Here is a 20,677-nt window from a genome sequence, read left to right on the forward strand (position 1 = left end):
AATTGGCCATAAAGACGCCGGACATATAACAATGCAATAAATCAATTAATTTCTCACGTTGTTTCGACATCGGTCGGACCCATTGATCGCAGGCTCACACACATAAGAAACTGCGTAGCAGTTTCCCACCAAACACCCCCACCGCTGACTCATCGAATCAGTGACCCAGCAACCAGCTGGCTATGCCGATTTCGCGAATTCGCGCACTGGGTATCCGTTGCGCTCGGCCAGGGATCGCAATTGACTCAACGCGAACACCCGTGCCCGACCTGCTTCAGGAATCACAACCCCGGCCCATAGCCCTTCGGCACCTGGCAGCTCACACGCGTCTCGGGCACACGGCCAACGACGCGGGCAAACCCGGCAAAGTGCTTTGGCCTCATCATCAGGAGTGGTTGTCCAGCGGTTAGGATCCTGCGTGCAAACGCCCAGCGGGATGTCGTAGAGAGCTGTTGCGGTCATCGCTACGTTCCTCCAGAAATTATCGCAGTTTCGCGTACTACTGTCTAGTATCTTATAGCATTAACCATCGCAGTGCAACAGTTATATGGAATGCCAGTCCCAGGGCTCGCAGGCACCGCGTAACTACACCCGGAGACCATCCTAGTTTCTCGGGGTCAATCTGCCGGAAAATGGCCTTATCACAGTGCACGAAGGCGTATCGAGCGAGACGGCTCCAGCGGCGCTGCGCTAATAAACCATATCTATCTAGATCTAAACAGTAAACCGTAGCGCTGACACGGCTCACCTGGAACAAGACTCGCCGTCAACGTGTCGGTCCTGCACGACACAAATATAGCAGAACATTACCATCGAGCGAATGCAACGGTTAGAATCAGCATGGCCGAAGGCCCGCTTTGATGCCCGCCGCTACTCGTCTATGCCCCGCCTCACACACTTGCCAGCGAGGAATAAACGCCAATGGCCAATGCCAAATCACCTGCCGAACCGGCAGTACTGGTCGTACACAGCGGCGAAAGGTCGCACGCGATCGAGCCTGGCCGTGGCGTCGTGACCATAGGACGCGAGCCGCAGGCTGGCGTGCAGATCGATGATCCACGCATTTCCCAAAAACATCTGCGGGCGGAATCTTTCGATGGGCAGTGGCGGATCGTCGACAGTAGCCCGAATGGCATGTTCGTCGACGGATTACGGAAGACATCTGTGACGGTCACTGACAAGACCGTCGTCCGGTTTGGGGACCCCAATTACGGCAAGGCGCTGACATTTGAACTCGTAAAACCGCCCATATATGATGGCCAACCTGCGGAGGACTCGTACGACATGAGCAACTCCGCAGCCAATGAGCAGGATCTGGGTTTAGCTCGGGCTGGAGCTGCTGCCGCCGCACGTCGTCGTGAACTCGACATCAGCCAGCGCAGTCTCGCAGCAGACGGGATCATCAACGCAGGTGCACTCATCGCTTTCGAAAAGGGTCGTAGTTGGCCTCGTGAACGAACCCGGGCCAAGCTTGAAGCGGTCCTGCAGTGGCCCGCCGGGACGATCGCGCGGATCCGGCAGGGCGAGCCAGCCACCAGTGAAGCACGCACCCTATCGCCGCGTCCTGACGACCCAACCTCCGATGTCCCGGCACCTGACGGTCCGGCGTCGTTGATCGCGCAGGCTGTCATCGCTGCCGTAGATGGCTGCAGCCTGGCTATCGCCGCGTTGCCGCCGACCGATGATCCACAGTTCACCGAGCGAGCAGCCCCAATCCTGGCTGATTTACGCCAGCTTGAGGCGATTGCCATCCGCGCAACTCGCATCAGTCGGATTACCCCCGAATTGATCAAAGCGCTGGGCGCGGTCCGCTGTCACCACGACGAACTGATGCGGCGTGGGGCGACCGCCCCAGGCGCCACCTTGGCGCAGCGCCTATATGCCGCTCGGCGGCGAGCCAATCTTTCGGCCCGCGAGACTGCACAAGCAGCCGGCATCGCAGAGGAGCTGGTCGTCCTCGCAGAAGCAGAGGAAGCTTTACCCGCCAGCGTTGTCGATGCCATCGAAGCCCTGCTTAGTCAGATCAATTGAGGAGGATTCCGGAAACATCGAATAGTCCGAGACCGTGGGATTCAATGGTTCGCCACCCACGTCGATGTCGTAGTGATGCTTATGTGGCCTCCGCATGCCGAGCCGTCGAAATCGTCTGTTTAGCTCAAAATTTGTGCACGAACCTCCGGAGTGCACTGCTAAGCTCAATGTACGGTACAAAGATACACATCAAATCACAATGAACAGTATCAGCGAGTGTGAGGAAACGCTTAAATGTCAGGAACCGGAATTTGCGATTCGACAATTGGTACTATTTCCAGCTTGTTGTTATTGCTTGGTGAGGGCATCCCTGACCCAGGCGATATATTCCAAGCCCCTTCGTCTATGTTCACGTCAATCGCCACCGAAATCGGCAAGGCCGTTCCTGGCTTGGACTGGGTCGGCAAGGCCGCGGATGCCTATTCCGTTCAAAACCTTGCCAACCAGCTTCGTACACAGACGATGAGTCAGCTCGACAAATTGACCAACAACTTTGTCTCTAATCAGGCCAAATACGTCTCTAACACGCGCGACGTCCTGAACGCCATGAAGAACATGGTCCAGGGAGTACGGAAAGCCTGCGCCTCGCTTCAAATAGTTTGGCTCATCGGCGATGCGCTTTCGTATGCGATTGCCATTCCCGCCTGCGGCCTTGCGATGGCGGTCGTCGGTGGCGCCATGCTCTATTTGACGATCATGACATTGGCCAATACGACCAATCTGCAGGGAGTACTCGGCAACTTGCTCGACATGATCACGAGCTTGCCGAAGGACTTACTCAACTTTATTCCCGGGCTGATCGACCGGATTGGTGGTTTGATACCCAACATTCCCGGCATATGGCCACCGAACTTCAACATCCCCGACTGGTCAGACTGGATACCCAAGTTCCCCGAATTCAAGTGGCCTAACCTCCCGGGTTTATCTGATTTCGAGTTCCCGAGCTCTCTCATCCCCGGTTTCCCCGGCTTGCCCGGCTTGCCCAGCTTGCCAGACTTGTTCCCTGGCTTGCCGAGCTTGCCAGACTTGTTCGGCAACATAGGAAAGTTGCCGCTGTGGGGTGACTTCACCAAGTTGCCCGACTTCTTGGGTGGCATACTCGGTATGCCCTCGTTGAGTTTTAGCAGCCTAATCCCACTGAATCAGCTGCCAGCGATGAGCCAGCTGGCAGCAACTCTGGGTCAGTTGGCTCAACTCACCGGGAGCGGGGGGAGTGTACAACTTGCCCAAACAGCCGGTTCACAGGCTGGTTCGCTCATCTCACAGACTTCGCAAGGGGGACAGCAGCAAGGCGCCCTCGTCAGCGATGTCAAAAAGGACGACGAAGAAAAAGGCGCCAGTACGGGGACAGCTGGTGCGGAGCGCGCTCCTATCCAGACGACCGGTGGAGACACCACCGGAGAGACGGGTGGGCACCTTACTTATGACACCGTCAGTAACCTCACACCTAATGGGCTAAAACCCTAGCGGGTTAATACCATAAGCAAGTAGAAAACGTACTTATGAGGAAGGAGATAACTCATGACAGGGATGCTGAGCGTCATTCCGTCGTGGCTGCAGACGCTGGGTGGGATGCAAAACACCATCGCGAGCGACGTCAAAACCGCGACTGATAAGGTCACGGGGATCAGTCAGCGGGTTTCGCAGACGCACGGGTCATATACTTCACAATTTAATGATGTACTAGCTACGCTAGAGACCACCCGCAGCCAGGCAGGCATAGGCGTCGCAGGAGTTTCTAGTTCACTTGGCTCGAGTCTGCTACAGGCCGCCGCTGCCTATCTGAATACCGATATATTTAGCGGCCAGAAGCTCGACAAGACGGTTAACATGTAACTATGTTCGGTCCGCTGGCTTCCAGTCGCGCGGGCCTCGTCAATGATGTGGTCGGCGCCGGGGTGACTATCGACGGTATGTTGGTGATCGCGGACCGTTTGCACCTCGTAGATTTCCCTACGGCGCTCGGGATACGAATCAATATTCCTCAACAGGAACTGCGGGACGTCGTTTGGGACCAGGTGCAACGCGATCTTACCGACCAGGGAATTCTAGACGCTCACGGCCAACCTCACCCGACGGTTGCGGCGATGGTAGATACGCTTAGCCGGCCGGACCGAGCGCTGGAAGCGCGGTGGTGGCGGCGCGATGTTGGGAACATCATGGTGCGTTTTGTTGTGTGCCGCAAGGGTGACTGCCACGTCATCGCCGCGCGCGACGGTGACATGCTGGTACTACAGCTAGTAGCTCCAAAAGTCGGCCTGGCGGGCATGGTGACCACCGTGTTGGGCCCCGCAGAACCCGCAAATGTTCAACCGCTAACAGGTATCGCCAGCAAACTGGCCGAGTGCAGAACCGCAGCACAGTTAGTCCGACAAGGTATCGAACCGAGATCAGCCCGTATCTACGCGGAGATCGTCGCCGACCCATCTAGCTGGGTAGAAGTCATCGCTACTCAACGTCACCCGGGGGGCACGACAACACACACAGACGCGGCCGCAGGAGTCCTCGACTCAGCGCAGGGGAGATTGGTTTCGCTGCCCCGCCGTGTTGGCGGCGAACTGTACGGGAGCTTCCTGCCGGGCAGTCAACAAAATCTACAGGTCGCCTTAGACAGCCTGATGGAGCTCCTGCCAGCGGGCTCCTGGCTAGATCGCGCTGACGTCGCCTTCCGAAGCTAACTTTACTTTTCCTTGTGCTACGATATTTCAGAAAGGGACGTCACAGTGAACCTTCCCGGGAATGACGACGGTGACAATGACCTGTCGACCCTGGATTTTTACAGCGTCGACCGCGACTACGAGTTGTCGTCTTTCGATGCGCTCGATGGTTACGCGCCAACTGAGCGCGAAGCCGACGACCTAGATGTCCTCCGATCTTTGACTGAGCCGGAGGAAGAGGTCGGGGTTGACCTGTTCACGGTGGGCAATCCCACCAAATCGGTATCGGTGTCGGCGCTCATGGACGGCAGAATCCACCAGGTCCAGCTAACGGACAAAGTGACTCGTATGGGCGAAACGAAGCTCGCGAAAGAAATATTTGTCCTTGCGAACTTGGCTCGACAGAAGGCACGAGCCGCCCAGTACACTTACATACTCGACAACCTCGAAGGCGATAAAGAAAGCACGGATACCATACGTGAACTGGTAGGGCTGACTTTAAATTTGCCAACGCCAGAACAGGCTGCCGCGGAAGAAGAGGTGTTCGCCACCCGATACTTCGGCGAAAATGATTGATCGCCTGGGCGGCCTCTTCGAAAGCGCCGCCAGTATGTTGCCCATGTCAGAGACGCGATCGTTAGAGCTGTTCACCGAGATCACGAATTATGACGAAACTGCCTGTGACGCATGGATCGGCCGGATCCGCTGCGGTGACACTGACCGGGTGACGTTATTTCGCGCCTGGTATTCACGCAGGAATTTCGGGCAGTTATCAGGGTCAGTCCAGATCCCGATGACCACTCTCAACGCCAGAGTCCCCATCGGGGGCCTATATGGCGACATCACCTACCCGGTCACTTCGCCGCTGGCGATCACCATGGGTTTCGCCACGTGCGAAGCAGCGCAAGGTAACTTCGCCGACGCCTTAGAGGCGATTGAGGCCACCTCGGTCACCGGCTCCGAACACCTAGTGGCCTGGCTCAAGGCAGTGGTCTACGGCACAGCCGAACGATGGACCGACGTGATCGACGAAGTCAAGGGCGCCGGGAAGTGGCCGGACAAGTTCCTGGCTGGCGCCGCTGGCGTCGCGCACGGGGTGGCCGCGGCCAATCTCGGCTTGTTCACCGAGGCCGAACGTCGACTCACCGAAGCGAATGATTCGCCGGCCGGTGAAGCATGTGCGCGTGCCATCGCTTGGTACCTCGCAATGGCGCGGCGCAGTCAGGGCAATGAAGAAGCTGCAGTGGCGCTGCTGGAGTGGCTGCAGACCACCCACCCGGACAACAAAGTGTCAGCGGCGCTAAAGGACCCAACATATCGCCTGAAGACGACGACTGCCGAACAGATAGACGCCCGCGCAGATCCTTGGGATCCGGGCAGTGTTGTGACCGACAACTCCGATCGCGAAAGACTGCTTGCTCAGGCGCAGGCCGAGCTGGATCGACAGATTGGGCTGACCAGGGTTAAAACCCAAATCGAGAGATACCGTGCTGCGACGATGATGGCGAAGGTCCGCACGGCCAAAGGCATGAAAGTAGCACAGCCGAGTAAACACATGATTTTCACCGGACCACCCGGTACCGGCAAGACCACTATCGCGCGAGTGGTGGCCAATATCCTGGCTGGATTGGGCGTTATCTCAGAACCAAAGCTCGTCGAAACGTCGCGCAAAGATTTTGTCGCCGAATACGAGGGACAGTCGGCGGTCAAGACCGCCAAGACAATCGACTTAGCCCTCGGTGGCGTGTTGTTCATCGACGAAGCCTACGCGCTGGTGCAGGAACGGGACGGGCGCACGGACCCGTTCGGACAAGAGGCGCTAGACACCCTGCTGGCGCGGATGGAAAACGACCGCGATCGACTGGTGGTGATCATCGCTGGCTACAGCTCCGATATCGATCGACTGCTGGAAACCAACGAAGGTCTGCGATCGCGCTTCGCGACTCGGATCGAATTCGATACTTACTCCCCTGAAGAGCTTCTCGATATCGCGAAAGTCATTGCAAATGCTGCTGATTCATCGTTGAGCGCGGCAGCCAGCGAGAATATGCTGAAGGCAGCAAAGCAGTTAGCCCAGCGGACATTGCGCGGCAGACCTGCCCTCGACGTTGCCGGCAATGGTCGTTACGCGCGACAATTGGTGGAAGCCGCTGAACAGTGTCGTGACATGCGACTGGCTCAGGGCCTCGACATCGAGCAACTAGACGTGGACCGACTGCAGGAGATCAACGGCTCAGACATGGCCGAGGCGATCACCACGGTGCACGCGCACCTTAACATGAGAGAGTGAACCATGGGGCTTCGCCTGACCACCAAGGTTCAGGTCAGCGGCTGGCGCTTCCTGCTTCGCAGAGTTGAACATGCCATCGTGCGGCGCGACACACGGATGTTCGACGATCCTCTGCAATTCTACAGTCGCTCGATTGCGCTTGGCATCGTCGTCGCAGTTGCGCTCCTGCTAGGCGCCATACTGCTGGCGTACTTCAAACCACAAGGCAAGCTGGGGACTAGCACCCTGTTCACTGATCGGGCGACCAATCAGCTCTACGTGCTCCTGTCCGGACAGTTACATCCCGTCTACAATTTGACCTCGGCGCGACTGGCGCTGGGCAACCCGGCCAACCCCGCTGCCGTGAAGTCCAGCGAATTGACCAAGCTGCCCATGGGTCAGACCATCGGAATCCCCGGTGCACCTTATACCACGCTCGTTTCAGAGGACTCCTCGTCAACCTGGACAATGTGCGACACCGTCACCAGGGCCGAGAGCGAGTCACCGTCAGTGCAAACGTCGGTTATAGCTAGACCACTACAGATCGATCCTACGATCGATCCACTACAACCCAGCGAGGCGCTGCTGGCGACCTACCGGGCCAAAACGTGGCTCGTTAACGCGAGGGGGCGGCACTCCATCGATCTAACCGACCGGGCCCTCACCTCGGCCGTGGGAATACCGGTAAGCGTTAAACCGACCCCTCTCTCTGAGGGCCTGTTCAACGCACTACCCGACGTCGGCAGGTGGGAGCTGCCGCCGATTCCTGACACTGGAGCCCCTAACTCGCTGGGGTTATCCCCAGACCTTGTGATCGGGTCGGTATTCCAAATTCACACCGAGAAGGGCCCACAGTACTACGTGGTGTTGTCCGACGGCATCGCCCAGGTGAATGCCACCACTGCTGCCGCGTTACGCGCCACCCAGTCGCACGGACTGATAGCGCCTCCTTCACTGGTACCAAGCGTGGTCGTCCAAATTCCCGAGCGAGTCTACGACTCACCGCTGCCCGATGAACCGCTCAAGATGGTAGTCCGGGGCGACCAGCCCACGCTGTGTTGGGCATGGGAACGCAGAGCCGGCGATCAGAAGCCGAAGAGAACTGTGTTGATTGGTCGGCATCTGCCGTTACCGACATCAGCCATGGGCACAGGCATCAAGCAGATTCGTGGGACAGCAACCGTTTATATCGATGGCGGCAAATACATAGCGCTGCAATCTCCAGATCCCCGGTATGGCGAATCGCTGTACTACGTGGACCCAGAAGGGATACGGTACGGTCTGGCGGATGCGGAGGCGGCGAAGGCGCTGAGCCTAGTGTCGCCGCAGACCGCACCCTGGGAGATCGTTCGTCTTCTGGTAGAGGGCCCAGTACTGTCTAGAGACGCGGCTCTGCTAGAGCACGACACACTGCCCGCTGACCCAAGCCCCCGGAAAGTACCAGCCGGCACCTCTGGAACGAGTTCATGACAACGAAAAAATTCACCCCGACTATCACCCGCGGCCCGCGATTGACACCGGGTGAGATCAACATCACACCTCCCGATGACCTCGGTCTTGAGATCCCCCCATCAGGTATGCAGAAGATTCTGCCCTATGTAATGGGCGGCTGCATGGTCGGCATGATCGCAATCATGGTGGTTGGTGGCACCAAGCAGCTCTCGCCGTACATGCTGATGATGCCAATGATGATGGTTATGATGATGGTGGGTGGTATGGCCGGCGGCAGCGGTGGCGGTAGTAAAAAGGTGCCTGAAATCAATGCCGACCGCAAGGAGTACCTGCGCTATCTAGCCGGACTACGCGCCCGTGTGACCTCTTCGGCCGCCTCACAGGTAGCGTTTTTCAGTTATCATGCGCCCCATCCCCAAGATCTGCTGTCGATCGTGGGCACACAACGACAGTGGTCACGACCGGCGAACACGGACTTCTACGCGGCTACCCGCATCGGTGTCGGCGACCAGCCTGCCGTGGACCGATTGTTGAAACCGGCTGTCGGCGGGGAACTGACGGCTAGTGGTGCAGCGCCTCAACCATTCCTGGAACCGGTTAGCCATATGTGGGTAGTCAAGTTCTTGCGGACCCACGGACTGGTTCATGACTGCCCGAAACTGCTGCAACTGCGGACATTTCCGACAATCGCCGTCGGCGGAGACCCGGTTGGGGCAGCCAGATTATTGACCGCGATGATCTGTCACCTGGCGGTGTTCCATCCGCCGGACTTGTTGCAAATCCGGGTTCTCGCCGAGGACCCAGATGATCCCGACTGGTCCTGGCTAAAATGGCTGCCGCACGTTCAACACCCGACGGAAACCGACGCCGCCGGGCCAACCCGTACAATCTTCACCCGCAGCGACGGTCTGGCCGATCTGATGTCACGCGGTCCGCACGCACCTGATTCACTGCCCAGCGGCCCTTACGTCGTCCTCGTAGATCTGACCGGCGGCAAGGCGGGGTTCCCGCCCGATGGCAGGGCCGGCGTCACGGTAATCACACTCGGCAACCACCGCGGCTCAACCTACCGCATCAGAGTCAGCGAGAACGGGACCGCCGACGACCGACTGCCTGGCCAGAGTTTCCGTCAGGTAACCTCGATAGCCGACCGTCTCTCTACAACAGAAGCCACCCGCATCGCTCGGAAGTTAGCCGGATGGTCGATGACCGGTGCCATTCTCGATAAAACGTCGCGCGTGCAGAAGAAAGTGGCTACTGAATGGCACCAGCTGGTAGGTGCCAACACCGTCGAAGAGGTGCTACCGAGCCGCTGGCGGATGTATACTGACACTGATCGGAACCGTCTCAAGATCCCGTTTGGTCATGAACTCAAAACCGGCAACGTCATGTACCTAGACATCAAGGAAGGCGCCGAGTTTGGTGGCGGGCCACACGGTATGCTAATCGGAACCACAGGGTCGGGAAAGTCTGAATTCCTTCGGACCTTGATTTTGTCACTGGTAGCAATGACACACCCCGACCAGGTGAATCTTTTGCTTACCGACTTCAAAGGTGGTTCGACGTTCCTGGGAATGGAGAAACTTCCACACACCGCTGCTGTGGTAACCAACATGGCCGAGGAAGCCGAACTGGTAAGCAGAATGAATGAGGTGTTGACCGGAGAACTCGACCGCCGACAAAACATCCTTCGACAAGCCGGCACGTTGGTCGGCGCAGCCGGCGCACTCTCCGGGGTAGCAGAATACGAGAAGTACCGGGAGCGGGGCGCCGACCTCGCACCACTACCAACGCTTTTCGTCGTCGTTGACGAGTTCGCCGAGTTGCTGCAAAGTCACCCCGACTTCATCGGACTGTTTGACCGGATCTGCCGCGTCGGACGGTCACTCCGCGTGCATCTGCTGCTGGCCACCCAGTCGCTGCAAACTGGGGGGGTGCGCATCGACAAACTCGAGCCCAACCTCACTTACCGCATTGCGCTGCGCACCACCAGCTCGGCGGAGTCCAAGGCTGTGATCGGAACCCCGGAAGCACAGTACATAACCAATAAGGAAAGCGGCGTTGGGTTTCTCCGGGTTGGTATGGAAGACCCCGTCAAGTTCAGTACCTTGTACACCGGTATCCCATTCGTTCCGGCTATCGCAGCGGAAGCCAACAGTAACGGTAGTCCGTCCAGCCCGCGGGCTAGCCGGAAAAAAGTGCATATCCACCAGTTCACCGCCGCTCCAATCGCGGAACCCGCGACGACGTCATGATCTGTGCCAGCGACGATGCAAAGCAAAGCGATGAAGAGGAGCGGCGCAGATGACTACTGAGCCGAAGGTACGCGCGCTTCGTGAGGTAGTGCTCGAGCAACTCGGCACCGGTGAATCCCGTGCGTATAAGATGTGGCTGCCGCCGCTGCTCGATCCGGTACCACTGAACGAACTAATCGAGCGTGACAGCAACCGACATCCGCTGCGCTTTGCGTTGGGCATCATGGATGAGCCGCGTCGGCACCGCCAGGACATCTGGAGCATCGATCTTTCCGGGGCAGGCGGCAATATCGGTATCGGGGGCGCGCCGCAAACCGGGAAGACTACACTTCTGCAGACCATGGTGATGTCGGCGGCTGCCACGCACTCACCGCGGGACGTCCAATTCTACTGTATTGACCTCGGTGGTGGCGGATTGGTCTATTTGGAAAACCTGCCGCACGTCGGCGGGATAGCGAACCGATCAGAGCCCGACCGAGTTAACCGAGTAATCGCCGAAGCGCAAGCTGTTATGCGGCAACGAGAAATCATCTTCAAAGAAAACCGGGTCGGCTCAATGGCAGCGTATCGGCAGCTACGTGCGGACCGCAACCATCCCGTCGCGGCCGATCCGTTTGGCGACGTGTTTCTGATCATCGACGGTTGGTCAGCGTTTACCAGTGAGTTTTCCGACCTCGAAGCGACGATCCAAGATCTAGCTGCACAAGGGCTTTCGTTCGGGGTCCACACGATAATTACCACACCACGCTGGACAGAACTAAAGTCACGTGTTCGCGACTATCTAGGCACCAAAATCGAGTTCCGACTCGGCGACGTCAACGACACCCAGATTGACCGCATTGCGCGGGATATCCCCGCCAATCGTCCAGGCCGAGCAATCTCAGTCGAGAAACACCATCTGATGATGGGGGTTCCTAGGTTCGACGGTGTGCACAACACCGACAACCTGGTGGACGCAATGACAGCCGGGGTGACGCAAATCGCGGCTCAAACCACTGAACAGGCACCCAAGGTCCGGGTTTTACCGTCACGCGTATACCTACACGAGATCGATCCGAACCCGCCCGGACCGGATTCCGACTACCGCACTCGCTGGACGATTCCGGTCGGAGTACGCGAAACCGACCTGTCAGTTGCTTACGCTCACATGAGTTCAAATCCACACTTATTGATCTTTGGTAACTCCAAATCGGGCAAGACACGTACCGCGCATGCGATCGCGCGAGCCATCTGTGCCCGCAACAGTCCGCAAAAAGTGCGGTTTATGCTCGCCGACTACCGGTCGGGTCTGCTGGACGCGGTTCCAGACAGCCACTTGCTCGATGCGGGCGCGATCAACCGCAACAGCGCGAGCTTGGACGAGGCCATCCGCGCCTTAACGATCAACCTGAAAAAGCGGTTGCCACCGGCCGACCTGACAACCGCGCAGTTGCGGTCTCGGTCATGGTGGAGCGGATTTGATGTCGTGCTGCTGGTCGACGATTGGCACATGATCGTCGGCGCCGCTGGCGGTGCACCACCTATGAGCCCACTCGCTCCGTTATTGCCAGCGGCTCCGGATATCGGGTTGCATATCATTGTCACCTGTCTGATGAGTCAGGCATACAAAGCGACTATGGACAAGTTCGTCGGCAGTGCATTCGGGGCGGGAGCTCCGACCATCTTCCTTTCCGGCGACAAACAGGAATTCCCATCCTCCGAGATCAAAATCAAACGACGGCCTCCTGGCCAAGCATTTATGGTCTCACCGGAGGCCAAAGAGGTTATCCAGGCAGTCTACGTCGATCCTCCAGAAGAAGTGCTCGCAGCACCCCCAGCAGGCGGTTAAGATAATTTCAGTCCCAGCGGAACCTGGACCGAGGCTCAACGATCGAGCCAGGAAGAGAGCGAACTGTTGGGCTGCTTTGGGTGATGCGCTCCATATCGCTCATGCGTATTCGCAAGTCGACGACGACACCGCCCGATTTTGGCATAGCCGTCTGACCCGAGAAGACATCGCAGACAGAGGGAGTTGAAAATGACCTCGCCGATGCTGTGGTACGCACTACCACCTGAGATCAACGTTGCGCGGCTGATGGTCGGGGCTGGGCCGGCTCCGATGCTCGCGGCGGCCGCTGGATGGGAGGCCTTGTCAGCGGCAATGGACGCTCAGTCGATCGAGCTACTGGCGCGCCTGAACTCCCTCGGCGAGGTGTGGACCGGGGAAAGTAGTGAGCGTGCGATTGATGCTGCCAAGCCCATGGTGGGGTGGCTGCAAACCGCATCAGAGCAGGCGAAGACGCGTGCCGCACAGGCAACGGCGCAGGCCGCAGCATACACACAGGCAATGACAAGCATGCCTACGTTGATCGAAATCGCGGCAAACCACATCACCGAAGCAATCCTTGTCGCCACCAATTTCCTCGGCATCAATATAGTGCCGATTGCCTTCACAGAAGCAGACTACTTCATCCGCATGTGGACTCAGGCAGCTCTGGCGATGGACGCCTACCAGGCGGAAACTCTGTTGAATACGGCTTTCCAAAAACTCGAGCCAATGGCCGCGATCCTGAATCCCGCAGGCAACCAATCCCTGTCGTCAGCCATGACGTGCGGGATGAACCAGTTCTCCCAGATGACATCCAGCTTTCCATCCGCTCTGCCTCCAACCCAGGCGGTGCAGCAAACCGTTGGGCAGGTCGCGGAGCTGGCCGGCCAGATGCAGCAGCTGACCCAGCCGGTGCAACAGGTGACATCACTGTTTAGTTCGACGGGCAGCACCAGTAGTAGCACAAACAGTCACCTAGGCAATACGGAAAGCCCCCAGATTGGCTTGCTCGGTGCCAGTCCACTATCCAACCACCCGTTGGCAGGTGGAACGGGCCCAACCACCGGAGCGGGACTGCTGCGCGCAGAGTTGCTGCCCGGTGCGGGTGGGTCATTGGCGCGCACACCGCTGCTGGCCGAGTTGATCGATAAGCCAACGGCACCGGCTCCGGTGGCCACTCCCAGCGCCGGTGCCGGAGCGGCAGCAACCGGTGGTGCTGCCCCCATAGGCGTGGGCTCGTTGAATCACGGCACTCAAGCAGGCGGAACAACCCGAACGGCTCTGATAGCGCCGACACAGCAATCAGAGGTACTCGACGAAAACGACTTAGAGGACTGGGACGACGACAAGGACGACTGGTGAACGGTCACCATTACAGACTTCCCGGCACCCGGGCCGGAAAGACTTGCCAACATCTGGCGAGAAACAGAAAGAAAGAGAGCAGAATAACATGGCAGAGATGACGACCGCGGCCACAATCCTCAACCAGCAGGCCGCGAGGTTCGACAACATTGCGTCGGGGCTGAGCCAAGAACGGACCGCCGTTGATAGCGTCGGAACTGGCTTTCAGGGCAGTTGGCAAGGCCAGGCCGCCACGGCAGCCACTAGTGCGTTGCAGCGCTTCGACGACGCCATCGTTACCCAGATCAGCGAGCTGCAACGCATCGTCGAGAACCTGAACCGGTCAGGTGCCAATTACACCAATACCGACGAGGAGGCACAGCAATCGTTGTCCTCGAAGATGAACTTCTGATCTAAACAACCACCAAGAACGGAGCAAAAAGATGACACAGGTATGGAACTTCAACAATTTGCAGAACGCCGTCAACGAACTGCAAACAAGTCACACCAGAATCAATGGGTTACTCGATGAATGCCAAAGTGCGCTCACAACGTTGCGGAGTTCGTGGACTGGTTCCGGTAATGATTCCTACTCTGCTTTACAGCAGCGTTTCAACCAGAACACCGAACACATAAATAGTGCACTGAAAGACCTATCGCAGGCAATCGGTCACTCGGCTGACGCGATGCAACAGACCGAGACAGGCGTTGCGGGTATGTTCGGAGGGTAGAATGGCCGGGCACGAGATCGGGGCGAGTTCTAACTCAGATGATCTCGCCCCTTTCTCCTATGCAGTGGACCACGCACCTGAAAGGTTCTCATGGCGGCCGACTATGACAAACTCTTTCGGCCTGCCGAGGGGGCAAACGTTATGCCAGATAGGGCAGTGGAGCAGCCATTCGATGATGCTCCATTTTATCCGCCGCCCACCACGCCAGGCAGCTCTCCGACATCCAATGATAAGACTGCGCTCTTAACGCAGACTTGGTCGACGCAACTCAAGCCGGAACCCCGGGCTGCCGATCACCTAAAACCCTCGCCGGCTGCACCCCAGCCGCCTTTGCCCCCGATGCCCATCGGCGGCCCACTGCAACCCCCGTCGGCCTCACCCGAATCTCTGTGGGCCCCCATGTCAGTTAGCGAACCCCCTTGCACGCCAGAGGTATCGCCGATGCCGATCGGCGAGCCCCAACAATGCCTGCCCGCGGAACCTGAACATCAGTTAGCTGAAACCGAGCCCCCATTGGCACCCATACTGAGTAACGGCCCCGGCCCAGCCAAACCCGCACCACCAATACCGCCGATACCCATCACCGACCCACCACAACCTTCGCGCGAAGTTCGACATTCATCTGCGGGCCAACATTCACGACGTGCTCGCCGGGGCCGTCGGTATCGCAACGAAACCCAACCGAACAACCTGACATCAATAACTGATCCGACGACACCACCGTGCCCACGGACGACGGAACTGCTGCGGACGCCCAGCACCGAAGCAGAGTCATTATCGGCGGCACCGCTGCAGCACAGTTCACCCAACCTGGCTGAGCCGACCCGGCCCAGGCCGGCTCTGGCGCAGCCTTTTACCAAGCCCGATGGCATGACCGGTCGCCGTACCGCGCCGTCCGATTCGACTGCGACATCTATAATCGGCGCGCGGTCAGGACAAAACGTCAGGGCCAAAAAGTCGCGCAAGATAGTGGCTCAACGAGGCTGGCGACATTGGGTCCACACTGTGACACGGATAAACCTGGGCATGTCACCAGACGAGCAATACGAGCTAGATTTGCGTACACGGGTACGTCGGGCTCCCCGCGGTTCGTATCAGATCGGGATCTTGGGCCTCAAAGGTGGGACCGGTAAGACGACCGTTACGGTCACTTTGGGCTCGATGTTGGCTCAGGTGCGTAACGACCGGATCCTGGTGGTTGACGCAGATACCGGCAGTGGAAACCTCGCCGACCGGGCGGGCCGTTCCTCAGAGGCCACTATCGCCGACCTGCTAGCAGCTAAAGAGTTGACACATTACAACGATATCCGCACGCACATCAGCGTGAATACAGTCAATCTTGAAGTCCTCCCCGCAGCGGAATATAGCACAGCTCAACATGCACTAAGCCAAGAGGACTGGAACTTCGCTGCCACAGCAGTATCGAAGTTTTACAACATCATGTTGGCCGACTGCGGGGTCGGCTTGTTCGACCCGGTCACCCGCGGCGTGCTTTCGACAGCGTCTGGAGTGGTGATCGTTGCCAGCGCGTCAATCGATGCCGCACGGCAAGCTACGGTCGCTTTAGACTGGCTACATCATAACGGCTATCACGACCTACTGAATCGTGCATGTATGGTAATCAACCACATCATGCCGGAAGAGCCTAACATCGCGGGCAAAGATTTGGTGCAAAAATTCGAACAACAAGTTCAACCCGGCCGGGTTGTGGTATTGCCCTGGGATAAGCACATCGCTGCCGGGACGGAAATTCGGCTCGGCCAACTTGACTCCCTCTACCGGCGTCGGGTCCTCGAGCTGGCCGCAGCACTGTCTGACGATTTTGAGAGGGCTGTACGCCATTGAGTGCACCTGCTGTAACTGCTGTTCCAACCACTGCTGGGGTCACTCCCGCGCGACCTTCTGCCACTCGGGTGACGATTCTTACTGGCAAACGGATGACCGACCTGGTGCTGCCCTCAGTGGTGCCGATCGAAGCCTACATTGATGACACCGTCGCGGTACTTTCCGACCTACTCGAAGACACACCAGCGGATATACTGGCAGGTTTCGACTTTTCCGCCCAAGGGGTATGGACGTTTGCCCGACCCGGTGCGCCGCCACTGAAACTCGACCAGTCGCTTGACGATGCCGGGGTTGTCGACGGGTCGCTATTGACCCTGGTATCAGCGAGTCGAACGGAGCGGTATCGGCCGTTGGTCGAAGACGTCATCGACGCTATCGCGGTGCTTGACGAATCGCCAGAGTTTAACCGCAAGGCGGTGGACCGTTTTATCGGGGTAGCAATCCCCGTCTTGAGCCTTCCGATCACTGCCGTCGCAGTGTGGGCGTGGTGGGTAACGGGGCGCAGCCCGTTCTGGTCGCTGACAATCGGCATCCTAGGCATCATTGTGCTGACCGGAAGCTTCGTCGCCAGTAAGTTCTACAAAAATCTGGATTTTTCCGAGAGCCTGCTGCTTACTTCGTTTCCGCTGATCGCCAGCGCTGCGGCGTTGGCCACCCCGCTGCCAAGTGGAGTCAACTCATTGGGGCCACCGCAGCTTGCGGCCGCCGCGGCGGCCGTTCTGTTTTTGACCCTGCTGACCCGAGGTGGCACTCGGCGGCATTCTGACTACGCCTCGTTTACCGTGATCACCACAATTGCGATCGTCGGAGCCGCCATTGCATACGGCTTTGGCTATCAACGCTGGGTGCCGGCCGGCGCGATTGCCTTCGGGCTATTCATAGTGACGAATGCGGCCAAACTGACCGTAGCCGTCGCCCGAATTGCCCTGCCACCAATACCTGTTCCCGGCGAGACCGTAGACAATGAGGAATTGCTTGATCCCGTCGTCACTCCGCATGAGGCTACTAATGAGGAAACGCCGACCTGGCAGGCCATTATCGCTTCCGTGCCGGACTCCGCAGTGCGTCTCACCGAGCGCAGCGCTCTGGCCAAGCTCCTGCTGATTGGTTACGTCATATCCGGCACCTTAATTTTGTGTGCCGGCGCTATCGCGGTGGTCGTGCGTGGGCACTTCTTCGTACACAGCTTGGTGGTGGCGTCTCTGCTGACGGTGGTGTGTGCGTTTCGGTCGCGGCTTTACGCCGAACGTTGGTGCGCGTGGGCACTGCTGGCAGCCACCGTCGTTATTCCGACAGGGTTGACCGTCAGGCTGTGCATCTGGCATGCGCAGATTGCCTGGCTATTGCTGACCAGCTACTTGGCGGCAGCGGTTATTGCGTTGGTGGCATTTGGGGCAACAATTAGGGTTCGTCGCGTTTCACCGGTAACGAAACGGATTATGGAATTGATCGACGGCGCAGTGGTCGCATCCATCATTCCGCTGCTGCTGTGGATTACCGGCGTTTACGACATGGTCCGCAACCTACGCTTTTAGCGCTAACCGTAATGTTCTGGTTCGGTTAGATTGCCACAGTTCAGAGGTGTCAAGTCCGGTAAAATTTCCACAATAGGAAACCTAGAGAGAGTGTCCGGCGATGTCTGAATCATTGGCTGTCGATCCTTCCGTCCTGACTACAGCAGGGGCCAAACTGGGCAACCTTGTGTTCCCAGTGCCTCCGTCACCGATCAGAGCGACCGGAACCGATTCACTGTCGTCAGCAATTAACACCACGATGCCTGGGATTGAAGCACTGGTATTCGACAGCTTAACTGCGGTTAAAGCTGCACTCTTCAGGACGGCGTCCAACATATCCGCTGCGGCAAATGTATATATAAAAGCTGATCAGGCCCTGAGCGACAATTTGAAGCAATTCCTCTTCGGTTCGGCTGGTAACACGTTTGGAACCAGCGCAGCATCAGAACCGACCGGTCAACTCGGCGGAGGCGAGATGGGGATGATGACCGCATCACTGCCATCAAAACTCTCGCCGGAGTTCGTTCAGATAGGCAGTCAGATTCAACAGAACTTGTCCGTCCTAGCGCCTAGACTCGCTGCTACCGTGCCGCAACTAGCTGAGATGACATCGCAGGCCGATCAAATGGCGCAACAGATATCGTCGATGATGCAAACCGTCATTCCAGTTGTGCAGCAAACGGGCTCTCAGAGCACCGCCCAGGGCGGTTCCGCGCCGGTACAACTGGTCAGCGAAACGCGAAAAGACAGCGAGGACACAGACTCGTTGCAACAGTCCAGCTTGGAGTCCCCGCTGGGCGTTAAAGGACACCACACTCGTCCGAAAAGTGTAGGAACCGCTTCCATACAGGTCGGTGCTGGCGCAGCTGGTGGCACTCCGACAAACGCTACGCTGGGCGGCTCCCCGAGCGCGTCGCATGAAGTCAGGGAAAGTACGCCGAGCAGCACCGCATCGAAGCGTTTAGTCAGCCAGGCATCATCGGAAGAGGCTGGGAGCCAGCGGACCGAGACCGGCACAGCAGTCAGCCCCAATACTCTCGCTCCAACGTCCCTATAGTTTGACAGATTTTCGCAGTCGCGGGTAGTAAAGTAAATTGATACGTCGTTGGCCAGGTAGAGATCGAAATCTTCCGATGATGAAGGTTCCTACGCCAACACCTTGAGGTGCCTGACGCTATTTTAAGCTTGTGCTGATTTGAGAAAGTTCTGCCACTTTGATGAGTTCGGGCTTGAAGTTACTGATCAACGCCTCAACTCGAGATTGTACGGTTTTGCGTGCTGTATCGTCAAGTTGGCCTAGTGGTCTCGCCGCTCCGGTCAGGAAGCTACCTGTCGTAACACTGTGATACGGCAATTGGATCATGAACCGCTGCAGTGGCGTTCCACACAACTCTGCTGGTTACCATAGCGCCGCTACCGGTGCGCTGGGCGTGAGCCGTGTGGCATCAAAACACTAGCAGTATCACGCTGCCTCGAGAAAAACTATCGCACCAGGGTCTGCCGGTGAGCTTTAGAAACTATTGTGTGCCAGCACCTGACGGTTATCTGTGTGGCTAAAGGCCTTGGGGTGCAATGGAATACTGCCAACAATGCGGTCCTGGTCGAAAGCAAGCGAACTCACATCAACTATCCGGACCGACTTCGACAACGTGCGAGTGATCGAGGTCGATGAATACGTATGGTTCCACACCCGTCGCGGTGACAAGCACGTCACGGTGATCAACGTCAGCGTGACCACTATTCGCGACGCACTGACCCGGCACGCCTGCTCGACATGGTCGAAGACCGCTTCAAGACAGTGTTCCAACAGTGGCTGTCCAGCCTACTGAAATCCTGACATGATGATGTAGAAATTGTTGCGCTAGAAGAATCTACTTGCCGCTACTGAGCGAATTACCGGATGCATTCGCGGTCACGGACCCCCTCCACGTAAGGCTGGCCGGTGACGCGCTGGACCAGCGTCGTCGCCACGTCCAACAGGCCATCTGTGGGTGCCATGGTCGCAAAACCGACCCGCTGTATGCGGCACAACGTACCCTCCCTGTACACCGACGCTGACCTGCTCGCCGATAAGTAAAAGCCGTGCCGTTCGCCGGCGACGCCCACGTCGAGGTCGAAGCCGCCTGGAAATCTAACAGCGAATGATCACTGCCTACCGCAAACCCGACAAGAAAAAGAGACGCGAAACGATGGTTTCGACTGCAGTGACGAAGAAACCTATCTGCAAACATTAACCCGATAGTACTGTTGAGAAGTCTCTCTCCGACAATGGATTACAGTAGGTCGACGCCACGCATTTGAGTTGAGTTTTGCATAATTTGACATATATACCCTACAAGGGTAGTATTGTTAATGTGAACAATACTGAATTATGCTATTGTAAATCCACTAGCTGCATGTGTAACGACTCCGAATGTACCCATACATCCGGTTGCACATGTAGTCATCCCGATTGCACGTGCAACAACTAACAATCGTCCAGGATAACATCGAGAATCGTTGGAGGTGCCATAACGTTAACTTTGTCTCTCGGGCCTCCGCTTCATGTTTGGAGTCGCACCGCCGGCACCCGCTCAACGACTAGCCGGTCGAGCATGTCGTCAGTTGATTCACCACGGCATGTTATCAATGCAATGCGCAAGCGCTTTTCCAGCCACCGTAGTACTCGAAACCCTGGCACGGTTGGGTAGTGCTGCCGGGGCAACTGACCGGACACAACACGTCCTCGATCTGATTGCTGATCGTTGTCTATTCCCGATGCTTTGCCGCAGAGAG

The 20,677-nt window shown here is 57.7% G+C and carries 18 protein-coding genes; 16 read left to right on the top strand and 2 right to left on the bottom strand.

Annotation, left to right across the window (positions count from 1 at the left end):
- Window positions 1–180: 180 nt before the first annotated feature.
- Window positions 181–462 (bottom strand): WhiB family transcriptional regulator, encoded by a 282-nt coding sequence (locus MUBE_RS00730; protein ID WP_116539083.1) that lies wholly within the window; start codon window positions 460–462, stop codon window positions 181–183.
- A gap of 459 nt (window positions 463–921) precedes the next feature.
- Here MUBE_RS00730 and espM point away from each other — a divergent pair, with 459 nt between their 5' ends.
- The 16 genes from espM to MUBE_RS00810 all read left to right on the top strand — a co-directional run bounded on the left by espM (window position 922) and on the right by MUBE_RS00810 (window position 19,731).
- Window positions 922–2,031: an ESX-1 type VII secretion system transcriptional regulator EspM gene (gene espM, locus MUBE_RS00735; RefSeq protein ID WP_116539084.1), complete on the top strand. Its 1,110-nt coding sequence runs from the start codon at window positions 922–924 to the stop codon at window positions 2,029–2,031.
- 234 nt (window positions 2,032–2,265) lie between these two features.
- Window positions 2,266–3,498 carry an EspA/EspE family type VII secretion system effector gene (locus MUBE_RS00740; protein WP_243632709.1) on the top strand — a complete coding sequence of 411 codons (1,233 nt, stop codon included), beginning with the start codon at window positions 2,266–2,268 and terminating at the stop codon, window positions 3,496–3,498.
- A gap of 54 nt (window positions 3,499–3,552) precedes the next feature.
- Window positions 3,553–3,867, top strand: a complete 315-nt coding sequence (locus MUBE_RS00745; RefSeq protein ID WP_116539085.1) for an ESX-1 secretion-associated protein — start codon at window positions 3,553–3,555, stop codon at window positions 3,865–3,867.
- A gap of 2 nt (window positions 3,868–3,869) precedes the next feature.
- Window positions 3,870–4,709 (top strand): ESX secretion-associated protein EspG, encoded by an 840-nt coding sequence (locus MUBE_RS00750; protein ID WP_116539086.1) that lies wholly within the window; start codon window positions 3,870–3,872, stop codon window positions 4,707–4,709.
- A 45-nt stretch (window positions 4,710–4,754) separates the two neighbouring features.
- The gene (locus MUBE_RS00755) at window positions 4,755–5,264 is read left to right on the top strand and encodes a hypothetical protein (RefSeq protein WP_116539087.1); all 510 of its coding nucleotides are present in this window, start codon (window positions 4,755–4,757) and stop codon (window positions 5,262–5,264) included.
- Window positions 5,257–6,978 carry a type VII secretion AAA-ATPase EccA gene (gene eccA / locus MUBE_RS00760; RefSeq protein ID WP_116539088.1) on the top strand — a complete coding sequence of 574 codons (1,722 nt, stop codon included), beginning with the start codon at window positions 5,257–5,259 and terminating at the stop codon, window positions 6,976–6,978. Before MUBE_RS00755 ends, eccA begins: the two co-directional genes overlap by 8 nt.
- Before the next feature lie 3 nt (window positions 6,979–6,981).
- Entirely contained in the window at window positions 6,982–8,427 is a 1,446-nt protein-coding gene (gene eccB, locus MUBE_RS00765) for a type VII secretion protein EccB (protein WP_116539089.1), read from the top strand.
- Window positions 8,424–10,664: a type VII secretion protein EccCa gene (gene eccCa, locus MUBE_RS00770; protein WP_116539090.1), complete on the top strand. Its 2,241-nt coding sequence runs from the start codon at window positions 8,424–8,426 to the stop codon at window positions 10,662–10,664. The genes eccB and eccCa overlap by 4 nt, the downstream gene beginning before the upstream one ends.
- Before the next feature lie 49 nt (window positions 10,665–10,713).
- Window positions 10,714–12,492, top strand: coding sequence for a type VII secretion protein EccCb (gene eccCb, locus MUBE_RS00775; RefSeq protein ID WP_116539091.1), 1,779 nt, complete (start codon window positions 10,714–10,716; stop codon window positions 12,490–12,492).
- Window positions 12,493–12,693: 201 nt separating this feature from the next.
- Window positions 12,694–13,833 carry a PPE family protein gene (locus tag MUBE_RS00780; protein ID WP_116539291.1) on the top strand — a complete coding sequence of 380 codons (1,140 nt, stop codon included), beginning with the start codon at window positions 12,694–12,696 and terminating at the stop codon, window positions 13,831–13,833.
- Window positions 13,834–13,921: 88 nt separating this feature from the next.
- Window positions 13,922–14,224, top strand: a complete 303-nt coding sequence (locus tag MUBE_RS00785) for a WXG100 family type VII secretion target (RefSeq protein ID WP_116539092.1) — start codon at window positions 13,922–13,924, stop codon at window positions 14,222–14,224.
- A 31-nt stretch (window positions 14,225–14,255) separates the two neighbouring features.
- On the top strand, window positions 14,256–14,543 hold the full coding sequence (locus MUBE_RS00790; RefSeq protein WP_116539093.1) for a WXG100 family type VII secretion target: 288 nt from the start codon (window positions 14,256–14,258) through the stop codon (window positions 14,541–14,543).
- Window positions 14,544–14,633: 90 nt separating this feature from the next.
- Complete coding sequence (locus tag MUBE_RS00795; protein ID WP_116539094.1) at window positions 14,634–16,388, top strand: MinD/ParA family ATP-binding protein; 1,755 nt, start codon at window positions 14,634–14,636, stop codon at window positions 16,386–16,388.
- Entirely contained in the window at window positions 16,385–17,923 is a 1,539-nt protein-coding gene (eccD, locus tag MUBE_RS00800) for a type VII secretion integral membrane protein EccD (RefSeq protein ID WP_116539095.1), read from the top strand. Before MUBE_RS00795 ends, eccD begins: the two co-directional genes overlap by 4 nt.
- 100 nt (window positions 17,924–18,023) lie before the next feature.
- A complete protein-coding gene (locus MUBE_RS00805; RefSeq protein ID WP_116539096.1) occupies window positions 18,024–18,959 on the top strand; it encodes a hypothetical protein in 936 nt (311 codons plus the stop codon).
- A gap of 532 nt (window positions 18,960–19,491) precedes the next feature.
- Window positions 19,492–19,731, top strand: coding sequence for a hypothetical protein (locus tag MUBE_RS00810; protein ID WP_116539097.1), 240 nt, complete (start codon window positions 19,492–19,494; stop codon window positions 19,729–19,731).
- 64 nt (window positions 19,732–19,795) lie between these two features.
- Here the strand turns inward: MUBE_RS00810 and MUBE_RS15320 are convergent, their stop codons facing one another.
- Window positions 19,796–19,951, bottom strand: coding sequence for a hypothetical protein (locus tag MUBE_RS15320; protein WP_165849619.1), 156 nt, complete (start codon window positions 19,949–19,951; stop codon window positions 19,796–19,798).
- Window positions 19,952–20,677 lie beyond the last annotated feature (726 nt).

The sequence above is a fragment of the Mycobacterium uberis genome (assembly GCF_003408705.1).
GTDB lineage: Bacteria > Actinomycetota > Actinomycetes > Mycobacteriales > Mycobacteriaceae > Mycobacterium > Mycobacterium uberis.